Source organism: Anaerococcus degeneri, assembly GCF_017874475.1.
GTDB lineage: Bacteria > Bacillota > Clostridia > Tissierellales > Peptoniphilaceae > Anaerococcus > Anaerococcus degeneri.
Genome location: NZ_JAGGLO010000009.1, coordinates 26,891 through 51,013, shown reverse-complemented (window position 1 = coordinate 51,013; position 24,123 = coordinate 26,891). Strand labels below are relative to the sequence as shown.

Annotated in this window: 20 protein-coding genes, 1 pseudogene and 1 riboswitch; of the genes and pseudogenes, 13 read left to right on the top strand and 8 right to left on the bottom strand. The window is 33.4% G+C overall.

Features of this window, described 5'->3' with window-relative positions; all coding sequences use genetic code 11:
• Nucleotides 1–10: 10 nt before the first annotated feature.
• Nucleotides 11–1,378, top strand: coding sequence for an MATE family efflux transporter (locus J2Z38_RS08485; RefSeq protein ID WP_209774774.1), 1,368 nt, complete (start codon nt 11–13; stop codon nt 1,376–1,378).
• A 233-nt stretch (nt 1,379–1,611) separates the two neighbouring features.
• Nucleotides 1,612–1,842: pseudogene (locus tag J2Z38_RS08480) on the top strand (sigma-70 family RNA polymerase sigma factor); the annotation flags it as partial.
• A gap of 95 nt (nt 1,843–1,937) precedes the next feature.
• On the opposite strand, the gene J2Z38_RS08475 reads toward J2Z38_RS08480, so the two are convergent.
• Genes J2Z38_RS08475 through J2Z38_RS08460 form a run of 4 tightly spaced genes read right to left on the bottom strand, consistent with a single transcriptional unit; the run spans nt 1,938 to nt 4,462 of the window.
• Nucleotides 1,938–3,020, bottom strand: a complete 1,083-nt coding sequence (locus J2Z38_RS08475; protein ID WP_209774773.1) for a virulence RhuM family protein — start codon at nt 3,018–3,020, stop codon at nt 1,938–1,940.
• Nucleotides 3,013–3,495 carry a hypothetical protein gene (locus J2Z38_RS08470; RefSeq protein ID WP_209774771.1) on the bottom strand — a complete coding sequence of 161 codons (483 nt, stop codon included), beginning with the start codon at nt 3,493–3,495 and terminating at the stop codon, nt 3,013–3,015. The genes J2Z38_RS08475 and J2Z38_RS08470 overlap by 8 nt, the downstream gene beginning before the upstream one ends.
• A gap of 8 nt (nt 3,496–3,503) precedes the next feature.
• Nucleotides 3,504–4,052, bottom strand: a complete 549-nt coding sequence (locus J2Z38_RS08465; RefSeq protein WP_209774770.1) for an ImmA/IrrE family metallo-endopeptidase — start codon at nt 4,050–4,052, stop codon at nt 3,504–3,506.
• 8 nt (nt 4,053–4,060) lie between these two features.
• Nucleotides 4,061–4,462, bottom strand: a complete 402-nt coding sequence (locus J2Z38_RS08460) for a helix-turn-helix domain-containing protein (RefSeq protein ID WP_000852880.1) — start codon at nt 4,460–4,462, stop codon at nt 4,061–4,063.
• A 188-nt stretch (nt 4,463–4,650) separates the two neighbouring features.
• Here J2Z38_RS08460 and J2Z38_RS08455 point away from each other — a divergent pair, with 188 nt between their 5' ends.
• The 8 genes from J2Z38_RS08455 to J2Z38_RS08420 all read left to right on the top strand — a co-directional run bounded on the left by J2Z38_RS08455 (nt 4,651) and on the right by J2Z38_RS08420 (nt 15,202).
• Nucleotides 4,651–5,172: a hypothetical protein gene (locus J2Z38_RS08455; protein ID WP_225304651.1), complete on the top strand. Its 522-nt coding sequence runs from the start codon at nt 4,651–4,653 to the stop codon at nt 5,170–5,172.
• A gap of 269 nt (nt 5,173–5,441) precedes the next feature.
• Nucleotides 5,442–5,852 carry a sigma factor-like helix-turn-helix DNA-binding protein gene (locus J2Z38_RS08450; protein ID WP_209774768.1) on the top strand — a complete coding sequence of 137 codons (411 nt, stop codon included), beginning with the start codon at nt 5,442–5,444 and terminating at the stop codon, nt 5,850–5,852.
• Between the two features lie 476 nt (nt 5,853–6,328).
• On the top strand, nt 6,329–6,550 hold the full coding sequence (locus tag J2Z38_RS08445) for a hypothetical protein (RefSeq protein WP_000924586.1): 222 nt from the start codon (nt 6,329–6,331) through the stop codon (nt 6,548–6,550).
• A gap of 100 nt (nt 6,551–6,650) precedes the next feature.
• Nucleotides 6,651–8,321, top strand: a complete 1,671-nt coding sequence (locus tag J2Z38_RS08440) for a recombinase family protein (RefSeq protein WP_209774766.1) — start codon at nt 6,651–6,653, stop codon at nt 8,319–8,321.
• Complete coding sequence (locus J2Z38_RS08435; protein ID WP_209774764.1) at nt 8,321–9,991, top strand: recombinase family protein; 1,671 nt, start codon at nt 8,321–8,323, stop codon at nt 9,989–9,991. The genes J2Z38_RS08440 and J2Z38_RS08435 overlap by 1 nt, the downstream gene beginning before the upstream one ends.
• On the top strand, nt 9,984–11,477 hold the full coding sequence (locus J2Z38_RS08430) for a recombinase family protein (RefSeq protein WP_209774762.1): 1,494 nt from the start codon (nt 9,984–9,986) through the stop codon (nt 11,475–11,477). Before J2Z38_RS08435 ends, J2Z38_RS08430 begins: the two co-directional genes overlap by 8 nt.
• A gap of 103 nt (nt 11,478–11,580) precedes the next feature.
• Nucleotides 11,581–12,180 carry a hypothetical protein gene (locus J2Z38_RS08425; protein WP_209774760.1) on the top strand — a complete coding sequence of 200 codons (600 nt, stop codon included), beginning with the start codon at nt 11,581–11,583 and terminating at the stop codon, nt 12,178–12,180.
• A 1-nt stretch (nt 12,181) separates the two neighbouring features.
• Nucleotides 12,182–15,202 (top strand): type III restriction-modification system endonuclease, encoded by a 3,021-nt coding sequence (locus J2Z38_RS08420; protein ID WP_209774759.1) that lies wholly within the window; start codon nt 12,182–12,184, stop codon nt 15,200–15,202.
• Nucleotides 15,203–15,340: 138 nt separating this feature from the next.
• On the opposite strand, the gene J2Z38_RS08415 is transcribed toward J2Z38_RS08420, so the two are convergent.
• The gene (locus J2Z38_RS08415; RefSeq protein WP_209774757.1) at nt 15,341–15,667 is read right to left on the bottom strand and encodes a hypothetical protein; all 327 of its coding nucleotides are present in this window, start codon (nt 15,665–15,667) and stop codon (nt 15,341–15,343) included.
• 29 nt (nt 15,668–15,696) lie between these two features.
• Nucleotides 15,697–15,808: riboswitch (SAM riboswitch) on the bottom strand.
• 400 nt (nt 15,809–16,208) lie between these two features.
• Here J2Z38_RS08415 and J2Z38_RS08410 point away from each other — a divergent pair.
• Nucleotides 16,209–17,153 carry a hypothetical protein gene (locus J2Z38_RS08410; RefSeq protein WP_209774756.1) on the top strand — a complete coding sequence of 315 codons (945 nt, stop codon included), beginning with the start codon at nt 16,209–16,211 and terminating at the stop codon, nt 17,151–17,153.
• 239 nt (nt 17,154–17,392) lie between these two features.
• Here J2Z38_RS08410 and J2Z38_RS08405 read toward each other — a convergent pair whose 3' ends face one another.
• Nucleotides 17,393–18,169 carry a hypothetical protein gene (locus J2Z38_RS08405; protein ID WP_209774755.1) on the bottom strand — a complete coding sequence of 259 codons (777 nt, stop codon included), beginning with the start codon at nt 18,167–18,169 and terminating at the stop codon, nt 17,393–17,395.
• A gap of 110 nt (nt 18,170–18,279) precedes the next feature.
• Nucleotides 18,280–18,471 carry a hypothetical protein gene (locus J2Z38_RS08400; protein WP_209774753.1) on the bottom strand — a complete coding sequence of 64 codons (192 nt, stop codon included), beginning with the start codon at nt 18,469–18,471 and terminating at the stop codon, nt 18,280–18,282.
• A gap of 161 nt (nt 18,472–18,632) precedes the next feature.
• Here J2Z38_RS08400 and J2Z38_RS08395 point away from each other — a divergent pair, with 161 nt between their 5' ends.
• A complete protein-coding gene (locus J2Z38_RS08395) occupies nt 18,633–21,521 on the top strand; it encodes a hypothetical protein (RefSeq protein WP_209774751.1) in 2,889 nt (962 codons plus the stop codon).
• 203 nt (nt 21,522–21,724) lie between these two features.
• Here the strand turns inward: J2Z38_RS08395 and J2Z38_RS08390 are convergent, their stop codons facing one another.
• The gene (locus J2Z38_RS08390) at nt 21,725–23,011 is read right to left on the bottom strand and encodes a DNA topoisomerase 2-like domain-containing protein (protein WP_209774749.1); all 1,287 of its coding nucleotides are present in this window, start codon (nt 23,009–23,011) and stop codon (nt 21,725–21,727) included.
• Between the two features lie 242 nt (nt 23,012–23,253).
• Between J2Z38_RS08390 and J2Z38_RS08385 the strand changes: the two genes are divergently transcribed.
• A complete protein-coding gene (locus tag J2Z38_RS08385) occupies nt 23,254–24,114 on the top strand; it encodes a DUF4300 family protein (RefSeq protein ID WP_209774747.1) in 861 nt (286 codons plus the stop codon).
• The last annotated feature ends 9 nt before the right edge of the window (nt 24,115–24,123 follow it).

The window sequence follows — 24,123 nt, the reverse complement described above, 5'->3', positions numbered from 1 at the left end:
GGATGATTTTATGAAACAAGATATGAAAGAACAATTATTAACAAAAAGACCTATAGATTTACTTTTTCAATTATCTATCCCTGCTGTAATAGGAATGATAGTAATAGGTCTTTATCCACTAATGGATGGAATTTTTGCAGGAAATATTATAGGACAAACAGCAATGACAGCTTGTGGTGTAGCTATGCCACTTACATTTTTCAATAGTGGTGTATCTACACTTATTGGTGTAGGTTCAGCATCGGTTTTATCAAGAGCTATAGGAAAGGGCGACAAAAAAACAGTTGATAAAATTATGGGGAATTTAATCTTTTGGGTTATTCTATTCTCATCAATTATTACAATAGGCGGAATTTTACTTGCACCACATTTTTTAGATATGGTTGGAGCAAGTGGAGAAATTAAAGAATATGGTATCAGATATTTACGAGTAATTTTTATTGGTTCTTTATTTGTAAACTTTACTCAATCAGCAAACATGGTTATGCGTGGAGAAGGATTAATGAAAAAAGCAATGCTCATTATGGGGCTAGGAGCTTTTTTAAACATAATTCTTGATCCCATTCTAATGAAATTAATGGGAAAATATGCAATTGAAGGGGCTGCACTTGCAACTATTACAGCACAATTTGTTCAAGCAATAATAACACTCCATTACTTCAAATATAAAAGTAAAGCAGTAAAAATAAATAAAATCAAACCTGATCAGGAAATAAAAAAAGAAATGTTTGGCGTAGGGTCATCTGCTATGATGATGCAAATTTTATTTATGATTCAACAAACAATGCTATATAAAATGTCATTTAAATATGGAGGAGATACAAATGCTATCTTAATGGCAGCAACTTTAAGAATATATGCCTTTTCCTTTATTCCACTTTGGGGAATGAGTCAAGGCTTGCAACCTGTTGTTGGTACAAACTTTGGAGCAAAAAGATATGACAGGGTAAAGGAGGCAATGAAGGTATTCTCCATTGGAGGACTTGTTCTTGCAGCCATATTTTGGCTACCAGTCTTATTATTTTCAAAAAACATCCTTTCCCTATTTGGAGTAGAAGAAAGTATTATAACTCAGGGAGTAGGAAACTTTAGACTATTTTATTCTATATTTATCTTATATGGAGTAATGGTTATGTCTATAACATTCTTCCAAGCAATAGGAAATGCTAAAAAGGCAGGCATAATCGTCATGCTAAGACAATTATTTTTATTCGTACCTGCCATGATTATTTTACCAATGATATTTGGAGTTAAAGCAGTATGGTTTGCAGAACCCCTTGTAGATTTAATTATGATAATAGCTGGTGTAGTAATGATGTTTGGGGAATTAAATAGGATGGATAAAATTAGTTTGAAAAATTCAAGTAATGAATATTAAGTGGTTTATTTAAAAGAATGGAGGGAAATATGCAAATAAATATAATTAAAGTACATTTACCTTTTTTCTTTGGTTTACACTATTTACAAGTTAGATAACTCAGTTAAAAAATTAAATACAATTACTATTAGAAAGAGTTTTTTTCATTCTAGAGGACTAACCATGCCCAAGAGCAGGAGTCCTCCTTTTTTTGTCTGAAAACATAAAGACAAAAAAGAATGGAGGAAACATAAATGACAAAAGAATATTACCTTTATGTCGGTGGGCAAAAAATCAAAGTAAGCGAGCAGATATACAAAGTCTACTGGCAAGAAAGAGAACATGAAAAATATTTAGAGCAGGTGGACAAGAAAAACCACTTGCTCTTTTTTTCGTCCCTAAATCATGATGGGAATTTTGAAGATAATCTAGAAGATAAAAATGATGATGCAGAAAAAGTTATAGCTACACAAATGAAGATTAAGAATAAAAAATGTATCAACCCTTACCCTTTAATCAGGATTTAGGTTGATACACAAAATTATTTACAGACCCTTATAAGCGTTAAGCGTATATTAAGTTATTCTTCTAATTTTTTAGTATCATCTTCTAATTCCAAGAATTTATCAAAATCACTTTTGTAGAGTCTATCTTGTATAATTCTATATTTTTCAAACTCACTCTCTGCGTGCTTTTTAGCAAGAGCTGCAGAGACTTTTCCTGCATCGTTTAGAATTTCTTTATCCCATAATTGTAAAAATCCATTTAATCTTTTTTCCCAATCTTCCATAGTCATAGGGATATGTCTTTCTGCTTGCAGCTCTGCCATGTCCAAATATGATGAAACAATTCTTTGCATTTGATTTAATTCTTCTTCGTTTAGATAATTTTTTGCAACGACTACATCATATTTATGAATTTTTGAATCTGGTGATCCTTCCCAAGTAGTAAGTCCCATATTTTTAGTTTTGTGATTGGCTCTATCTACAATTAATTCAGCTGCAGTTTTTCCATGAATTGCATAGTGCAATTTATTTTGAATAGCGGCAAAAAATCTTTTTGTTGCTTTTGCAGATGGATCATAGTCTAAAGATGTGGCATAAATATCTGTGATTTTTTGATAGAATCTTCTCTCAGATAATCTAATCTCACGAATTTTTACAAGTAATTTTTCGAAATAATCCTTGGTAAGTTTTGTACCAGAATTCTTGAGCCTTTCATCATCCATTGCCCAACCTTTAATTGTAAAATCTTTTACAATTTGGTTTGCCCACTTTCTAAATTGGACGGCACGTTCGTTATTAACTTTAAACCCTACTGCAATAATTGCTTGCAGATTATAGTGCTTTGTTTCCCTTGAAACATTTCTAGAACCTTCTTTTTGAACTATTAGGAAATTCCTAATAGTTGCTTCTTCTTGTAATTCACTATCGGCATAGATTTTTTTAAGATGTTCATTTATTGTGGCGACACTAACATTATAAAGAGCTGCCATCATCTTTTGAGTTAGCCAAATATTCTCATCTTCATATCTAATTTCAATAGCTTCTTGATCATCACCATTTGCTGCAATAAAAGTCAAGTATTCAGCAGCAGATGATCTAATTTGAAGTTCTTTTTTTTCTTGATTTTCGTTTTTGTTTTTATCAATTTCTTTACTCATAATTTCCTCCAAGTATAAATTTCATTCTACCTTTAAACACTGGAATACTAATCAAGAATACAATTACATAATGTATAAAGGAATTTATCATCATACTTTTTGTTATTGGTAATTGATGATAAGTTTGACCGATTATCTTAAAAGCGTTTAGTGTGTTTGTTATAAAATCTAGTGCCAACCATAGGGCAACTGATGATCCTATAAAAGCAATTATATAGTTTAAAAGTTTACTGATTTTTGGTAGCTTTTGATTTATTAAAATTAGCAATATTCCATAAATTATTACTACCGTAATTGAAAGGGGAATAGCTAATTTGTTATCTAGTTTATCTTTTATGGATATATAAAATCCTAAACCTACAACTATAAAATCAATCAAAAATGCTGAGATTTTTACAGAGTAGGTAGTGATGAGATAGTAGAAAACTATTCCAGAAAGGATTAATAAAAAATATCCTGCAATAAAAATTCCCATAGAGTCTCCTAATAATAATCATCATGTTCAGGGCGATAGTTTTTAAGAAAATCTCCCTGAGGTGTATTAACATTAATTGGTTTATTAAACTTGCCCATTTTTGCTAACTCAGAAATTTTTAAATTTAGTAAATTTATATCCACACCTAATTGTCCAGCAATTTCATAATCACAAACTTGATCATTGATATTATCGAAGACATCTTCATCACTTATTAATAAATGAGCTGCAAAAATATTAGCTTCAGTTTCAAATTTATTTGTAGGGTTTAGCACTGTTTGGTCATGAAAAGCTCCACCACTCATGCAATAATCTCTGTGAAGTTGATCGTGACCTAATTCATGTGCTAATATAGTCTTTCTATTAAAATTTGTGTTGCTACTAATAAAAATAAATCTGTTCCTTTGAATATAATGGTACATTCCTAAAAGTATTTCTGTTTTAGGTAGATATACCAGGTTAATATTCAAAGCTTCTATTAATTCGATAGGATCTCGTGTCTTATATTTTTTTATAAGTCGATTAACCTTATCATATATATAGCGATTCATACTCATAAAATCACCTAATCTTTTTTCTTACGACCGTATTTCTTATTTTCTCTTTTAGCCTCCCAATAAGCACGAGTAATAGCTTCAAAAGCAGCATCTTTATCTTCATCAGAAATTTCTCCACCTGCAAATAAAGAGCTTAGACCTTCTGTTAATGCTCTAGCTTTTTCTAATTCTCTTTTGCCACCCATGTTATAAACTCTATTTAAAAACTCATCACTTTCTTCTAGAAGGTAATTGTAATCACAGTCCATAACTTCAGCTATTTTTTTGTAAACCTCGACATCTCTTGGGTATCTTTCTCCGTCTTCATAATGTACAAGAGTTCTTGTACTTATTCCTATCATTTTTGCAAAATCTGCTTGACTTAACTTTTCTTTTTCACGAAAATCCTTTAATCTATCCGCAAAAGCCATAACTTTAACCTCCTGTACTAATGTGCATTTATAACTTTTAATACGAACAATAGTGCTTGAATTATTTTTCAATTTGAGATATAATACAAACTGAACTTATATTCATATTATAGCACAAACATTCAAGTTTGTAAATAAATTGTATTGGGGTGATTTGATTGAGAATAAGTAAAACTTTAAAGAATATAATGAACATGTATGCAGATAGCAACTTGAAATTTGAAGAAATCAGTTCAGCTGCAAAACTTATTTTAAGTTTATATAGACAAGTTACCTGGGCAGTAGATAGCAGGGCAAATTTTATGATGTTTGAGAGTAAAGAAAACTATGGATCAACTTCAGAATCTGCTTACTTGTATCTTTCTACATTTGCTCCAGAAAAAGTTGAAGAAAAGTTTAATAATAGAGTTTCCAATGTAATGGATAGTAAGCTTATGCTTTTAATAATTTATGATTCCTGTGTTAGGCTAAAAGTTTATCCAGAATATGGAGAAATTTATCATAAGATTATTTATAATTACTACATTTCTGAAAAAAAGATTACTGATGAAGCTTGTATGAGAAGTGTATCTTTAGAGAGAACTGTTTATTACCAAAGAAAAAAGGAAGCAATTGCATTGGTTGGTGTAATAATTTGGGGATATACTTTACCGACTGCTATTAGCCAACTTGAAGACGGTCGTAGCATTGAAGAAATAATGAACATCTAAGAAATTAATTTATGACGAACTTATTGCGTACTATTTCCGAATGAAAAAAGTACCATATACGAATTTTATGTGTACTTAAGTGCATATATAATATCCATGATGGGTGATTAGCACCTAAATTTAATATTGGCATTTATTGACTGAAAGAATTTATTTTCTTTCGGTCTTTTTTTATGCCCAGGAGAATATATGCAAAGAATTAGAAGCCCTCCTTGTGTGAATTTCATTTTCGAACAAAAGAAATTCATGTCAACAAGGAGGAAAAATTAATGGACAAAGAATATTATTTATTTGTAGAAGGGAAGAAAGTGGTTGTTAGCAAAGAGGTATATCTTGCTTATCATAGTGAATTGAATAAAGAGAAATATCAAATGAGAAGAGACAGGTTAAATAACTGTTTCTTTTTTTGTTCCTATAATCATGATGGTAATTTTGAAGAAAATTTAGAAGATCTGGAATTTGATGTTGAAAAAATTATCGAAACAAAGGAAATGATTGAAGAAGTAAGAAGAGCTATTTCTAAACTCAACCCTATTGAAAGGGATTTGATAGAAAGTCTTTTCTATAAAGAAGAAACAATTAGAGAAGTAGCTGATAAACTGAATATTTCTCATCCAGCCGTTATTAAAATGCGTAATAAAGTCTTAGAAAAACTAAAGGAAATGTTAGAAGACTTTTAGATGACAATTGCCAAGAGGGTCTAATTTTCACTGTTACTTATGCAGTGGGAATTGGACCTTTTCATTTAACCAAATTTATTTTTGAAAATTGGTTACCAAGAAAGACTTCTTTTCACTGTTAAGTATAAGAGGGTAATTTTAAACAATTTTGTTTCATCAAGATAAGTATTTTCTGATGGTCAAATTTTTAAAATATTAATAACTCTCGATAAATTTTGAACCTTAACAATTGAATAGACCAAGACAAGACATTAATCATTTTTGGAGCGTAATAACCTATCCGCCAAGATCTTTCTGCTGAATAATTCGGCAAAACAAGTACTGCTAAGCTAAAAGCAAGGGAAGAAGAAAGGGAGCGATAAGTAAGAGTTTGAATATAGGGAGGGATACCCTATTCGCTATGAAGAAAATGAGGATAATGATACTTCTAAGGTTGAAGCCGGCTCATCCTGAACAGAGGCGGAGGTGAGATTCCTATGTTGCTAATCCAAGGCACTTGTCAATGTCAAAAAACTTTAATTTTATATTGTGAGGTAAAACCTATGAATACAAAAGAAAAGAAGAAATGTAAACCTAAAGAGCAAATATCAAAAGAAGATTATTCTAAAAAAATTACTTACACTCAAAGTGATAAAGAGTCCCTCGACTTACTAGATATTGTTGAGCTTTATTTATGTAGAGCTTGTATAAGGCTATAAGCTGGGGTGCTGACTTAAAAACTTGGGTGCGGTAAAATATAAGTGGTAGAAGAACTCCTTAATGACTATTTGCCCAAATACAAATTAAGGAGGTTTTGTGATGGAAAAATTTGCTTGTATGTATCTTCGTTTATCAAGAGAGGATGGAGATAGCACAGAAAGTAATTCTATTTCAAATCAAAGACAGATTATCAAATCATATGCAAGGGACAATGATTTTAAAGTTGTTGCTGAATATGTAGACGATGGCTTTTCAGGATCTAATTTTGACAGACCAAAATTTAAGAAGATGATTCAAGATCTTGAAGAGAAAAAGTTCAAAACAATTATTGTGAAGGACTTATCCCGTTTTGGGAGGGATTATATCGAATCAGGTAAATATCTTCAAAAGATATTTCCAGAAAAAGGTATAAGGTTTATATCCGTAAACGATAACTATGACAGTGAAAATGCAGATGTAAGCGATACACACCTAATTCTTCCGATAAGAAACTTTATTAATGATTCTTATTGTAGAGATATTTCTATGAAAGTTAAATCTTCAAAAGAGATCAAAAGAAAGAATGGTGAATTTATTGGTGCATTTGCTCCTTTTGGTTATAAGAAGGACAGCAAAAACAAACATAAGTTAGTCGTTGATACAGAAGTTTCGCACATAATTGAAAGAATCTTCAATATGAAGATAGACGGCTACTCATCTAAGGCTATTGCAGATTTTTTAAATAGCATAGGTTGTGTAACACCATCTAAGCATAAAGAAAATTCTGGCGATAATCATACTACTGGTTTTATTGTTAAAGACTCTAAATGGGACGCAAAAATGGTCAATAGGATTATTACAAACAAGGTCTATATAGGAGTGCTTGAACAAGGGAAAACTAGAAAACTAAATTACAAGTCTAAGAGAGAAGTAGAAGTAAATGAAGAAGATTGGATTGTAATAAACGACTCTCATAAGCCTATTATTTCAAAAAGCATTTATGCTTTGGCTAATAAGATGATGCTCCGAGATGTAAAACAATCAGCAGATATACCACATATTTTATCAGGAATGCTTTATTGCAAAGATTGTGGATCTTCAATGGTTAGAAGAAAGGTTAAGTCCAAGAATGGATATAATATTTTTTATATTTGTTCTCACTATAATAACAAAGGAGATTGCACAAGACATAGTATAAAAGAAGACTATCTACTGGATATGACTCTTTTTGCACTTAAAGATTATTTGAAAAAATATAATGAGCTACTAAGTCAAGTTAATAAGTTAGATGTATCAAAAGTTACATTTAATATTGACTTTGAAAGCTTAAACTCAGAAAAAAGAAAGTATGAAAGACTTAGACAATCTTTATATATGGACTTAGAAGATGAACTTATAACTTCTGAAGAGTTTGAAAGGTTCAGAAAAAATTATCTTATTAAAATCAGGGAAATAGAGAAACAAATTGCTACAAAGAAAAATATACTTGCCAACTTGCAAGAAAAGATGAAAAATAAGGACAGTTTGGTTTCCGAAATTGTTCCCACTGATTTAAGTAGTCTAAATAGGCTAACAATTGTATCTTTTATAGATAGAATTGAAATCGGAGAAAATAATGAGATTAATTTTGTCTTTAATAATTTGGAAACAGTTAACTTACTGAAGACCCTTATAAAAGAAAAAAGTGAAAGCAAGTTCGAAGTAAAGAAGAATTTGATTTCAATAAATAAGGTATTTGGAAATGCTCTTGAAAATAAGACTCCAATGCAATTAGCTGGAGGTGTTTTATAATGGCAAGAACTTCCAAAAGATATATTGAAAAGAAAAGCGAAAAGACAGAAAGAAAAGTCTTTAAGGCCGGAATTTATACAAGGCTATCCAACGAAAGAACAGAAGAGTGGAGAGAAAAATCATACTCAATAGAAACTCAAATACTGTCTTGTAAAGAATATGCATTAAAAGAAAATATAGATGTTTTAGAAGTTTACACTGACTATGAATATAGTGGAACAAACTTTGAAAGACCATCATTTCAGAATATGATGCAAGATATTAGGGATAGAAGAATCAATTGCATTATTATCAGAGATTTATCAAGACTTGGAAGAGAATATCTCGAAATGGGAAGATTGATTGATAAAGTTTTTCCATTTTTAGGTGTTAGATTTATTTCAGTTAATGATAAATTAGACACAGTCAAAGAAACAGATTCAAAGAAATCTTTTGAGGTTACTCTTAAAAATATTATCAACGATATGTATGCTAAGGATATTTCAGTTAAGATAAAGACCTCAAAACACAATAGAGCAAGAAATGGATACTTTATTGGATCTGTTCCACCTTACGGGTACAAGATTAAAAAATCTAAAGAAGGTCAAAAGCTTGTAATTGATGAAAATGTTAGATTTATTGTGGAAGAGATGTTTGATTTGACTCTTCAAGGCAAAAGCCAATATGAAGTCGCAAAGCATTTTAATGAAAAAGGGTATGCTCCTGGAATGGTTTATTACAAAACTGGGAGAGTTTACAGAGAAAATGATGATCCTGAATGGAATAAAGGGACAATTTCAAAAATGCTTACAAACCCAGCTTATACGGGGACTTTAGTACAAGGAGTTAAGCAACAAAATCTTGCAAAAGGTATTAAACAACATTTTGTAGATGAAAGTCAGTATATAATTTGTGAGAATGCACATGAGGCAATCATTTCTAAGGAAGTTCACGAAAGAATACTACAAGAAAGATTAGAGAGAAAGAAAAATCATGTTTTCAGTTCGCCAATGCACAATTTTGAAAATAGGGACTATGAGAACAGATTTAAAGGTCTTGTAATTAACAATAATACTGGCAAAGAACTTAATAGAAGAACTCGTATCTATGGTAAAAATAAGGATAGACTTTACTATTCATTTCAGAATGAGAGATTTAGTGGAAGTATAAAACCAGAAAAATCAGTATTCATTATGGAAAGAGATTTGGATCAGGCTATTAGTGATAAGATTTCTGAGTTTATTATGAAGACAACTAGCAAGTCAAAATTTGTTAACCGAATTAAAGCTAGATTTAATACAGCAATAGATACTTGTAAAAAAGATATTGAAAATCTTAAAAGAAAAAATCTAAATGAAGAAAATATCATTCAAAAATCCTATGAAGAATATAGTCTAGGCAAGATTGATAGAGATGAGTATCTATTGAGAAGAGAGATTGCTCAAAGTCATATGTCTACATTTGATAACGAGATTTCAGCAATTGAAGTTAATATATCAAAGCTTAAAAAAGAAAGATTAAAATCAACAAAATGGATAAATGATTTATATGCTTCAAAGAATTTGGAAAAGCTACCTGGCGATTTAATCCATAACTTAATTGAAAAAATAATAGTTTATGATAAACACGAATTTGAAATAGTCTTTAAATTCAATATAGATAATTTGGTAGGAGGAACAGACGATGAGTAAGATTGCTCTTTATATTAGATTATCCGTTGAAGATATGATAAAGACTGATGAGAGTGAAAGTATCATAAACCAAAGAGCATATCTAAACGATTATCTCGACAAGAATGAAGAATTTAAGAACTTCACAAGAGAAGAATATGTCGATGACGGATATTCTGGAACAAATGAAAATAGACCAGCCTTTCAAAGAATGCTCGAAGATGTAAAGAAAAACAACATACAGACGATAATTGTAAAAGACTTGTCCAGATTTATGAGAGATTATATAACACTTGGAGATTATCTTGAAAATATATTTCCATTCCTAGGAGTAAGATTCATTGCCATAAATGATGGATATGATAGTAATAAAGAAAAGGGAAATGGAACAAATTTAGATATTCAATTCAAGGGACTATTATATGATTTCTACACAAAAGATATTTCTGAAAAGGTAAAATCATCTATGACTACACTTAAAAAACAAGGAAAATTTTTAGCTTGGAGTCCACCATTGGGATATATGAAAGATCCTAATGATAGACACAAAATCATAGTTGATGAAGAAACAGCTTGGATAGTAAAGAAGATTTTTAAACTTGCACTTGATGGTATATCTTCAAGAAATATAGCTAAGATATTGAATGAAGAAAAAATACCAACACCATCAAAAAGAAAGAGTGAATTAACAAATCTCGATTTTGAGTATTCAATAATTAGAACTGCGAAAAAGCCTAGACCAACTTGGACTAATGGCAATGTAATAGATGTATTAGCAAATGAAAATTATACTGGAACTTACACTTTCAATATGCAAGATAAGTCAGTATTAAATCCATCTTCTTTTAAATTCAAACCAAAAGAAGAATGGGGAAGAGTTGAAAATAACCATGAAGCTATTATATCTAAAGAAGACTTTGAAAAAGTTCAGAAGATTAAAGAGAAGAATCTATTTATGAAAGGTAAAAATACCGATTATGAATGGAGGAAAAAATCTCCACTACAAGGTTTTGCGAAATGTCCAACTTGTAATCACATTTTGGGGTGTATTCAATCAAAACACAAAAGACATGACGGAAGTCTTAGAGTACACACATATTTTACTTGTAGGATATGTAAGTGTAATAATGTAAAACACAAGAACTCAAGAGCAGGAAGCCTTGAAGAGCAAGTATTTGAAGCAATAAAAGAAAAATATGGTCTAGAAGATCCAATCAAGAATGAAAAAGTAAAAGTTAAACCAATGGAAAAATCTATCGAAGATCTTGAAGCTAAAAAAATGCAGAATTTTGAGAAGTATAAATTAGGCAAGATGAATAGACAAAAATTCATTGACTCTAAAAATTTGATAGATGAAGAAATACAAGCAATAAAAGAAAAAATACAAAAAGCAAAAGAAGAAAAAGAAGTAATAGACAACACTAAACTTACCAGAGAATTGATGGAGAAATATATAGACTCAGTATTCTGCGAAGGAAACGAAGTGTTGGACATAATATGGAAGTAGCAAAGGGAGTGAGTAATCACTCTCTTTTAAATTACATAACAATAACCTCTTTTTTGTCATAAGCTTGACATGAGAGGGCTCAGCCACCACCGCCCATGCAGTCATGGACCTAAATGCGGAAGACGGGGGTAAGCGTAAATATATCATGGTCCAGCTTCCAGAAGCAACCGACGAAAATTCTGAGGCCTACAAGGCGGGTTATAAAAATATCTGCGAGATAGGCAAGGAGAGGATTAGGCGAGCTGGGGATAAAATCCTTGCTGACAACAAGGACAAGGAAGGAATCGAAAAGCTTGATATAGGCTTTAGGGTCTTTAGGGTTGATTCAACTAATATGAAGGATGTCTACTTTTCTCCAGATCTTTATGAACAAAACTTCTTGCTTAAGCTTCAATCAAATATCAAGGAAGATAGGAACGATTTGGACTTGCTTTTTGCTTGCCTACTTGATTGGGGTCTTTCTATAGATAGGCCTTATTCTGTAGATTCTGTTGGTTCTAGCAATATTCATATCTATAACCATGGCGATCTTGTGGCTTGTTTTTCAGAAAATCTTTCAGAAAATATCATCAAGCGCATAGCAGAGCTTAAGCCACTAATGGTTGTTTTTAGGGATTCTTCTTTTGGATCTAGTGAAGATAAGATTAATGTTGAGGAGATTTTTAAGGTTTATTCTCCAGAGACTGATATAAGAGTGTTATAAAATGAAACTTAAATTTACACAACAAGGCTTCCAAGCAGATGCTGCCCAGGCTGTAGTGGATGTATTTGATGGTCAAATCAATAAGCTATCTTCCTATACCCTAGATATGGGGACCCATGACCAGCAGATGGATATAGAGACACCTGCAGATTATTTAGGATGGGCAAATAGAGAACTTGAATCTTTTTTAGATTATGACAGGCTTTTGAAAAATATCAGGAAAATTCAAATAGATAATTTTATTAAACCTTCAACTAAATTAGAAGGTGATGGTTTAAATTTATCCATAGAGATGGAAACAGGTGTTGGCAAGACCTATACCTATATCAAAACTATGTATGAGCTATATGAGAAATACGGATGGTCTAAATTTATTATCGTGGTGCCTTCTGTTGCTATTAGAGAGGGAGTTTTTAAAAGCTTCCAAGTAACTGAAGATCATTTTGCAAGCCTTTATAATCACAGGATTAGGTATTTTATTTATGATTCATTAAGACTTTCTGACATTTCAAGCTTTGCTTCTGATTCTAAGATTAATGTAATGATTATGAATTATCAGGCTTTTGCATCAAGGAGTGAAGCAACAAGAAGAATTTATAGCGAGCTAGATGAATTTCAATCTAGAAGGCCTATAGATATAATCAAAAAAACAAATCCAATTTTGATTTTGGATGAGCCCCAGTCACTAGAGGGAAAGACCACTAAGGAGAAGCTAAAAGACTTTAATGCTCTTTTTACTCTCAGATATTCGGCAACCCACAAGAATCCTTACAATATGATTTACAGGCTAGATGCTGTGGATGCTTATAATAAGAAATTAGTAAAAAGAATCCAGGTTAAGGGCATAAGTCAAACAGCTTTAAATGGAACTGATGCTTATATCTACTTAGATAGTCTAAATATAAGCAAGGCAGCCCCAACTGCCAATCTAGAGATTGAAATAAAATACAAGTCTTCAATCAAAAGAAAGCTCAAAAAATTAAGCGAAGGCGATAACTTATATATAGAATCAAATGAGCTTGAAGCTTATTTAGATGGATACGTTATTTCAATGATTGATGGGAGGGACAATTCTGTAGAGTTTACAAATGGTGAAAAAATCTATGTGGGTGATGTCCTAGGTCTTGTTGATGAAGATATTATAAGACGAATTCAAATTAGAGAAACTATTAAGTCTCACTTAGAAAAGGAAAGAGAACTTTTTAGTAAAGGTATTAAAGTATTAAGTTTATTTTTTATAGATGAGGTTGCTAATTATAGGATTTATAATGATGATAATGAGGCCTCAAATGGAATTTATGCAGATATTTTCGAAGAAGAATACCATAATGTTTTCAGCTCTTTTCAGCTAAAATATGGGGAAGAAGCCTATATTAAGTATCTTGAAAAATTTGATCCAAAGACCACTCACCAAGGGTACTTCTCAGTGGACAATAAGGGTAGGATCAAAAATACTAAAGGAGCTTCAAAGGATGATATAAGCACCTATGACCTTATTATGAAAAATAAGGAGCTCTTGCTAAATAGGGATCCTGATATTAGTCCAGTAAGATTTATATTCTCCCACTCAGCCCTTAAAGAAGGTTGGGACAATCCAAATGTATTTCAGATATGTACTCTTAAGCAATCAGGCTCTGAAGTAAGAAAAAGGCAAGAAGTGGGTCGTGGGCTTAGGTTATGTGTGGATGAAAATGGCGAAAGGATGGATGAAAACGTCCTTGGAGATGGAGTCCAAGATGTAAATACCCTTACAGTTGTAGCCAGCGAATCCTATGATAGCTTTGCTAGAAGTTTGCAAAATGAATACTATGAAGAAAGCTCAGGCAGGGCTAGAAAAATCAGACCAGATTTATTTGAAGGAATTACTATCAAAGACAATGACGGAAATCCAAGAGTAATTGATTCAGATTTAGCCCTTAGCATATATGATAGTCTATTAAAGAATGATTATGTAGAAAACCAAAAATTAACAGAATATTATTATAGGGATGTATCTTTAAAAGCAGTGAATTTAGGCAAGGACCTAAGTATCTATGAAGAGTCTATTATAGAATTGTTAGGCAAAATTTATGACAGGGATATAGATATAAAAGATGCCAGGTCAGAAAATGTTGAGTCAAAAATCGACGATGATAAATTATATTCAAAAGAATTTAAGAACCTATGGGCAAAAATTAATCAAAAGACCTATTATACAGTCAAATTCAAATCAAATGAGTTAATAGAAAATGCAGCCGCAGCAATAAATAAGAATTTGAAAGTAAAAGAAATAAAATACGATATAAAAACAGCCTATATCGATAAACTTACTGGTGATAAGAAGGATTTCGATAAGAATGTAGTGGTTGTTAATGAAGATTCTGAAATAAATGAATATAGGACCTACAATGTTAAGTATGATCTAATAGGCAAGATTGCTTTTGAAACTGACCTTACCAGGAGAGATACAGTTGCTATATTAAGAGCTATTAAAGAAGATAAGTTTTTAGAATTTAAGAAAAATCCTGAAGATTTTATAAGTAAAGTTTCCGATATAATAAATGGCGAAAAAGCAACTAAAATAATCCAACATATTTCCTATGATCTATTAGAGGATACCTATGATACAGATATTTTCACTGAAGCTAAACAAAAAGGTCAAATCGGTAAAAACGCTGTAGAATCTAAAAAGGGATTGTTTGACTATACTATCTATGATTCAGAAGTAGAAAGGAAATTCTCAGAAGGATCGGACTCTAGAAGTGAAGTGGCAGTCTATGTAAAACTCCCATCAAGTTTCTATGTATCAACTCCAGTAGGCAAATATAGCCCAGATTGGGCTGTAGCTTTTTATGAAGGAAAGGTAAAGCACATATATTTTGTAGCAGAAACCAAGGGAACAATGGACTCAATGGAGCTAAGAGCTGTAGAAAAGGCTAAAACAGACTGTGCCAAAAAACACTTTGAAAAAATAAGTAACGGTGACTATATCTATGATGTAGTTGAATCCTATGAAAAGCTAATGGATGTTGTAAGAGGATAAGAAGGAATTTTATGAATCATTATCAATAAAATAAACTCATCCTATGGCGATAATTAGCTTGTAATCACAAAAAGCCAGAATGTGTATCAAGTATACATATTTCTGGCTTTTTTTGTGTTGTTGTTCTGTTGATTTTATTTAATAATCATTATAGTCAAATCTTTCTTTTTTGAATGTGAAGAGTTCTTTGCTTTCGTATTGTTTGTATATTTTGTAGATAGCGTAGAATTCTTCTTCTCTGATGGCGTGATTTCCTATTATGGTGCCAAATTTTACTCCAATCCTGGCTCTTCCGTAGAGTTTTTGGTTGAGGTCTATAAAAATCCATGGGCATATAGGGCTATAGCCACCGGGGTTGTGCTGGCTGAATCCTTCTTTTTTCAAGAATTCTACTAATTTAGCGTCCCCGTTTTTTAGGTCGTCATCTGCTACTAAGAAACTTATTTTTACTGTTCTATTTTCCATAATTTCCTCCTTTTTAGAGAAGAAAAAAACACCCATCGACGATGGATGCGTTCTGCCCCATCATTCAAGCTTTAGCACCTTAGACTTTGCCAGGTTGCTGAAGGATCGTCGAGCTTGTCTCTAGCCTTCTCTTTATGGTAGTTTCATTATATTGTATGGAGGATTTTACGCAAGTTGGATTATATTTTTATGATGAATTAACAAAATACCTAGTTATTTATTTATGAATAGATGTTTTATTTGTGTAATCTGTACGATTTTTTTATATTTTCTAAAACTTTAAGAATCCCCGTATTACTCAAAAGCGGCGTCTTGCATGCCTTCGTCGCCGGCGAATTTGTAGACTTTTATTTTGCCGCAGTTTTAAGGTTTTTGGTGTAGAATCTAATGGGATTTTTTTATATCTATCACAATCTCTCATTGCCCAACCCCAATAAACTATGCTATAATATTCTAAATAGGAAAATGTTTGCGGGAGTGATTTTTATCTTTGTTTTTGCAGGATAGGGGAATTACAATTTTATTTTTTCTAGGAGTTTTTATGAAGAAGTTTTTGTGGATTTTGGCTTTGGCTTTTTGCCTTTCTGCTTGTGGCAATGAGACTGATTTTTTGACTGAGGATGATTTTTTCTTTTCTAATAATGAACTTGTTAGTGTCATGGATGGGGAGGTTGTGAGTATCGTTTCGGATTTGAAAAATCTTGGCGATGATACTTATGCCTATCCTGTTTCCTTGTCTGATGATCTTTTTGTTTTTGTTACAGGTTCTGAAGGTTTCCATAATAGCACTCTTATGAAGATTGTGGGCAAGGACATTAAGGAAATTTATAGAATTAAGGACCAAGAATTTTTGCCATCTGCTTTGGTTGGAGATAAGGTCTATGGTTTTTTTAGGGGCAATGTTAACCTTAGTAAATTTGATTATCTTTATGCCTATGGTGAGATAGACCTTAAAACTGGCAAGACCAATATTTTCGAGGCTCTTAAGATAAAGAAAGAAAATGAATTTTTGCAGTCTATTGGTTTTACTGACAAGGAAATTCGTTATATTAAACTTAATATGTCTGGGGATTTTAAGGATAAATTTTATAGGCTTGATTTATCTAAGGGTTATGACCAAGAGCCTGAAGAAGTCGGGGATGTGGAAGGTTTTACCTGGCTTCAGTCAGTCAAATATGATAAGGATGGCAAGGATAATTATGATATTCTTGATGTAGACTATGACGATGAGGGCAAATGTTATATTAAGGGTATTGAGTGTCCGGGAGAAGGTACTCAGCTCATTTCGGCTGGGCCAAATATAATATTTCAGATTTTTATTGACCCTGCAAATGATCCATATTTGTTTAAGATGGATATACTTAATTTCGTAACTGGAGAATTTGTTGCCGAAGATGTAGAATCCTACGGTTATAGGGTTTTTAAGGGCAAGCTTTATTATCTGGATAAGGATAAGAAGGTCCAAGTTTTGGATGGTTTTAAATAAGATTTTGAATAGTTTTTTAAAGGCCTGCAAGTTTTTTAGGACTTGCGGGCTTTTTTATTTTTTAAATATTTTGCTTTTGCCTTTCTTGTTGGTTTTGTAAGAATAGCTGACTTTGGTTTTTGCTAGTATGAGCCTATTTTTAATTGGGTTTTGATTTGGTTTTTGTTTTAAAATGCCATTTAGGAAAATTTTTGGATGATTTTTGTCAAGCAAAAAGGACCCTGGTGGATCCTTTTTTATTATAATTTTCCCTTATAAGGGTTTGGTTTGTCTCTGAATAGTAGTTTTTGGAAACAGTTGTTTTCTGGGTCTTCTTTCTTTAATTCTGGTTTGGCATACCAATAATCTCGGTTGATTTCTTCTTCCATGAAGATTACTTCTCCCGGATAATCTAGGGCTTTCACAGGATTTTTGGCTATTGTGTACATATTCATTACCCCATCTTTTATATTTTCATCATAGCCAAGTTCGTGGGATACGCCTACTTGCTCGAGGTCGTGTAGGTTTGTACCTGGAAGGTAGACTATGTATTCTTGGCCTTTCATGGACTCGTCAAAATATATGGATGGGTAGTATACATCATTAGTTTTACTACCTTCTATATCACCCTTTGTTGGGGTTTGGTATTTTATTTCTTCGAGGGTGAGGGCATAGGATTTGTCGTCTAATTTCCTTGGCTTGCCAAAGCGTCCAGTGTAGAGACAGGCTACTTTTTCGCGTCCGCCAGAGTAGGTGCACCCATCAAAGGTTCCGTCCTTGTAGAAGTAGATAAAATCGCTTCTGTCGGTGATGTAGGCGACAAATTCCCTGTCTTCTAGCATGGAGAATATTTCTGAGTCTGTGTTTTCTTCATCTTTTGAGACTTTTTCTTCGTCGGTTTTTTCATCTTCTTTTTCTTCCTCGGATTTGGCCTCTTGGACTGGTTTATTTTCAGCTTCTTTATTTTGGCCCTTATCAGCCTTACAACCTGTGAAAACCAGGCATAAGGCAAAGACTACTAAGATTTTCTTTTTCATACGTCCTCCTTATTATTTTTTTATCATTATACTTGAGGGTTTTATCGTGGACAAGCGGAAACTTTTGAATTTTGCCAAGAAAAAGGGAACCTTGCGGGTTCTTGAGATTTTTATTTTTCTTCTTTTTTCTTATTTAAAACCACAAAGGCGATTATTGCCACGACTAGGACTATTCCCAAGTATCCTACGGCCTTGATGCCAGTTTTTACTTGGCTGGCTGGCTTGGTTAGGAGGGTTGGGGCGTCTTCTGACTTTACTCCTGGTGTATTTTCGCCTTGGGAAAGGGTGACAGTTTCTAGCACGCCTCCGGCTGGGTTTTGTTATGTGTTCCTTTCTACAGGCCTATTACTCGTATAATCCTTTATTTTTCCTTATGGTAGACAAGACCCGATTTATTAGATAGAATATAAGTAAGATAATTTCTTATTTTAAATTAATAAAATATTTTGAGGAAGGATTAGTTATGAAAAAGTTTGGGCTTATTTTGTTGGTGTTCCTGCTTTGTGCTTGTGGAGGGGACTTGTCTTCTTCTGGGGAAAACAATTCCAAGGCTGACCGTGTTGAGGATGGGTCTGATAGCGAGGATAGGTTTTCTGAGGATTTGCCTAATGAGGACTTTTCTAGCGAAGGTGGCAAGGAAGATTCTTTTGATTTGTCTGAGCCTTGGGCTATTTGTTATAGGGATATTTTGGATAATAAGCTTCCTTACTTAATTTATACCGATTGGGAGGGGAAGGTTTTTGAAAAATACCTTAATGACCTTTATGGTGACGGGTACTTTGGTTTTGCCATTTATGACCATAAGGATTTTTCATTTCCGCTTTTGATTATCCGCTATAGGCTCACTGGTCCTGGGCCTTATGAAAATATTTATGCCATTGTTTATTACCAGGAGGATGGGTCTTATAAGACTTTTTCTGTCCTTGATCCTGGCCAATTTACCCAGTTTGCCAATGGAATTTATGAAGATTCTTATGGAAATTTGTTTATTGATGATGCTAGCAATGATGATATTTTCGCCATTAATAAGGTGGACGATGAGCTTTTGATTAATTATTGTTATAGGCCGGGGGCTAAGGGTTTTGCTTCTAGGCTTGCTGGAGGATGTCGTGATGACGAGCCTAGTGGCGATGTTGATGATGATTATAAAAATGGGATGCCTGGATTTTTGGGTGTGAGCCTTATTGAAGCTAGAGCTGAGGATTTTTCTGAAGAAGCCTATAATGATTTTAAAAATTCTCTTAAGGAAATCACTATGACTGACCTTAGCAAGTCAAATTTAGAGGTAATCTTTAATGACTCTCCTGGCAAGGTTGGTCTAGAAGGAGAATCTGGTGATAAGGCTTCTCCTTTTGATGAAATTAAAAATGGGCCGGATTATGGCCTTTTGAGAAAAAGATACGATGAAAGCTATATTTACAATCTAGAGATTGATGGCAAGGATATGGGCCAAATTGCCCTTGTTTCCTATGGCGGCTCTAAGGGAAGTGATGTCTATACTGATGTTGGTTACTTAAATATGAAGCTGGTCAAGATTTGGAGGGCTGGCGATTTTGCTGACGATGGGGCCTTGGCTCAGATTGATGGTGAGGATTCAACTGCCTTTGTCAAACAGCATGAGGGTGGCTGGTATTATGGGTTTTTCCCGGGTGCTATGGAATTTGATTACGATTATTATAATTTTTATAATGTGACCCTTGTTAGTTTTTATGACTTTGATGGGGAGGAGACTATCTATGCGATTAAGCACCTGGCAGAAACAGTTATTTTTGATGAAGATTCTATGTCTATTGATCTTAAGACCCTGTCTAAGCTTTTTGGTTTTTCCTATAGTTTTGATTTTGATAATCAGAAGATAATCTTAGATACTAAAAATCTCCCTGGAGAAAATCCTTTTATAGAAATACCTAGAGAATCTTATGGAAGCCTCGAGGAACTTTTGGAGGATAATTTTGGGGCAAATGGCAAGTATAAATATGAGCAAGAGCCTGAAGACCTAGGAAAAAAGGATGAAGAAGTAGGCGAGGATAAGGCTATAGAAGATTCTGGTGATGCTGAGGAAGAAAAGAAGGAAGATAAGGCAAGCAAAGAAGATTGGCTTATAAAAAATATCACTAATATCAAACCAAAGGTCACAATTGCCAAGGATGGGGAAGATGAGAAATGGGATAAGACTTCTTCCTTTAAGATTGAGATAAAAAACAAAAAAGATTATCCTAAAGACGCAAAATTTATAATTAGTTCAAAGTATATCGACAATAAAAAAGTTGATAAAGATGGCTATTATATTAGCAGTGGACCTTATGAAATAGGCACAAAAAAGAGGCTTGCAAAAAAGGGTGCCGATTATATAGAGGAAATAAAAATCAAGGTATTTTATGGGGATAAGTGGTCAGAAGAATATAGCTACTATTACAATCCAGCTCTAAATTATTTTAAAAAGGAAATGGCAAGAAATGGCCTTAAGGATGATTACAACAAGGTAATAGATAAGATTAAAGAGCTTAGGGACTATGACCCTATTGTCTATGATAAGAATGATAAAAAATATAAGTATAGGGAAGAATATGCTTTTATAATCCCTGAAAAAACAGGCCATCCCAAAAGTCAAACTGAAAAAGCCTTGATCCGTCAGTGGTTTACCTTTGCTGACAATATGCAATTAAAGGAATATTCGAAGGCTTTGGAAAATGTAAAAGGAAATAAGATTAATAATTCGAACCTGGGTATTTTGGGAAAAATGTCCCCTAGATTAAGGTCTAAAGAAATTGCTAACAACATAACTAAAATAATAAGTGTTGAAAATAATAAAAAAATTGTCACCCAGGACGGCAGAGACTATCTTTTAGAAATAGACTCAATAGGGGTTGGAGCAGCCTTTATCACTGGAAAAGTTTACATGAGAGAGGGAGAGGATTGGAAGGAAATGAGGAGAATAGGATTCCTTTCTGCAACTCCGAAAGTTGATGATGCATCTATAAAATTTACAGAAAACTACATTATAGCTCTAGGTTTTCAATCATTGGGAGGAATCATTAACAAGCCAGGCCTAGTGAAAATGGCCACCCAAACTAATTTTGAAAGGGGAGTGAGTTTTGCCCAATATGTAGATGGACTTACAAAATTTTCTGATAAGATTTTAGAATCGAATCTCAAAAAATACGATTTTAAATCCTTATCAAAGCTCCTAGGCCTAACAAGTAATGGCAAGGATTTCTTCTCTTATTTGGATACCCTAAAAAGAATGAATACTAATCTTAATAAAAACACTGAAGACCTGAGTCTAGATGAGACTAGGCAAATGGTGGATGATAGTATTGTTATCCTTAAATATTTAGGCAAGATGAAATAAAATAAGAAAAGCTTCTTTCTTAGTGAAGGGAGCTTTTTCTCTGGAAAAAATATAGCTTTTGCAAAAGCTAAAAAATTAGCTTATATTTAAGGAATATAAAATATAAGAATCTAGATTTATGGGCAATGAAAGTAAGTAGGATTTTTGGGAAAAATCTGGGAAATTTTATAAGAAAAAAGGGACCCTGGCGGGTCTCTTAATTTTTATTTGTCTTCTTTTTTCTTACTTAGAACCACAAAGGCGATTATTGCCACGACTAGGACTATTCCCAAGTATCCTACGCCCTTGATCCCAGTTTTTACTTGGCTGGCTGGCTTGGTTAGGAGGGTTGGGGCGTCTTCTGACTTTACTCCTTGTGTATTTTCGCCTTGGGAGAGGGTGACAGTTTCTGGCACGTCTCCGGCTGGGTTTTGTGGTGTGGTTGGTGTTTGAGCAGGTTGGCTTGTTGTTTGGTTGGTTTGTCCAGCCACTTCTGAGCTGCTTACTTCCACATTATTCCCTTCTGGTTTGCCATAAAATGGCTTGATGAAGTTGTTATCATCTAGTGGTAGGGTGTATTGGCCATTGGCTTTTATTTCAGAATCTTCGATATAGTCATCGTTGTTGGTGTTGATATTATCTAGGAAGGTCCTTTGGTCTTCTTTAAGTTTTTGGTAGGCCTCCTTGATGCCTGACCTTTGAGATTTGTAGAAGGCAGAGTTTTCGTTTAGGGTGCCGTCAACTTGGTTACCACTTGTCAAAAACTTTGTTTTTTCAATTTTTGTAGATTGGTGGGAAAGGTCTTCTTTGGCATTTTCCCCTATAGTTTTGGCGAGTTTTTCGATTAAGTCTTGGGTTTTGGTCTTGTCTTCTTCTGTGATTTCCTTGCCAGTCTTGACTTTTTCGTCTATTTCCAAGATGTAGTTGTAAATGTCTTCAAGAACAGGTGTTATAGCCTTTTTCTCTTCCTCGCTTGCCCTTGCTAGGCCGTAGGAATTGACTGTTGACTCATAGAAAAGATAGAGGTTTTTGATGTCTTTTTTATCGAGTTTGTCAAGGAAAAATAGGTTTCCATGAAGGATGTAGGCCTTGACGTCTTTTTTGACCCCTTCCACATCTAGGTCTAGGGCAATTTTTTCGTTTGCGGCTTCGATTTGTTTGGAAAGCTCTTCTGTGACCTTTTCCAAATCTTCATTTTTGGCTGCCTTTTTATTTAATATGTCGATAAATTTTGTCACGTCAACTTCCCTTAGGTCTTTGGCGATTAAAATCTTGTTATAAAGGTCGTAGCGAGCCTTGAATTCTTCTTGGTAGGCTGGGTCATTTTCGTAAGATGGCTTTGTTTCTTTGTCATCTTTTTTTTCTGGACTTGGGGTTTTGTTTTCGCCAGATACTAGGATTTCAAATAGAGAAGGTGTTTTATTTGCTTCATCAGCAAGGGCCTTGGATCCTGTCCCCAAAATGAGGGCACAGGCTAGGGCTGTTGCTAGAGTTTTCTTAAATTTATTCATAAATCTTCCTTTTTGCTTATACTGTATTCATTATATTTATTTTTCCCGCAAAATCAATCTAAAATCTTTATTTAACCGAGGTATATAATTAGCCTAGATGATTAAAAAAATAAAGGAGTTGCAAGATTTTAGGGCAGATTTTGAAAAGATGAGAAAGGCGACCCTCAAGTAGGAAAAAGGCCAATCATATTGACAAGTTTCGCCAATAATTTATAATTATCTTAAGAATAAAAGGAGATTTTATGAAAAAAATATTATTAGGCCTAGTGATAATGGCGGGGCTTTTGGCGGCTTGTGGGCAAAAACAAGTGGTAAAAAAGCCTAGCAATGTAAATGAAAATGTTGAAAGCCCAAGCCTTTCTAATATGGCAAATGAGGCGAGTTTTGATTTTGTGAAAAATATCCTAAAGGATAAGCTAGGAGCAGACAATGATATGGCAAAGGCCAATGTTGACAAGTTTATGGACATGGTTAATGACTACAACAAGTCAGTTGGCGAAGAAAACTTAATCGGCGATTTTAAGGAAGACCTAAATCTGACCTACGATACCGGAAAATTAATTGAAAATAGACAAAAGGCCCAGAGGAAATTTCCCGATACAAATTGCAGGATCAATGCCTATTTGCTGGCTGTGGCCAATATGAAAGTCCAAAGGGCAGGCAATCCTGATGACGAGATGCTTTTTATGGACCTTGAAAAAATCAAGGAAGGCAAGATTTTTGACGGCCAAGTTACAGAAACTTTTAGGAAATTTTTCTCAAGGGTTCCTACAAATGATTCTAAAAATCCAGAAGACCAGGCCAAGGTTATGGAAAAATATTTTGAAGGCTGGGCATTTCCCAAAGACGCTAGTTTGGTATCAGTCGTAATCCACGATAATTTGGACGGAAACTACTTATTTATCGGCCATATCGGAGTCCTTGTAAAAACCGATGAGGGGTATTTATTTGTAGAAAAAATCTCCTTCGAAGAGCCATACCAAGCCATAAAATTCCACAACCGCCAGGCTGTTTACGATTATCTCAAAGAAAAATTTAAAGACTACACCGACCCAGATACCTGCCCGCCTTTTGTGATGGACAACGGGGAATATGTGGGATAGGAAAAAATA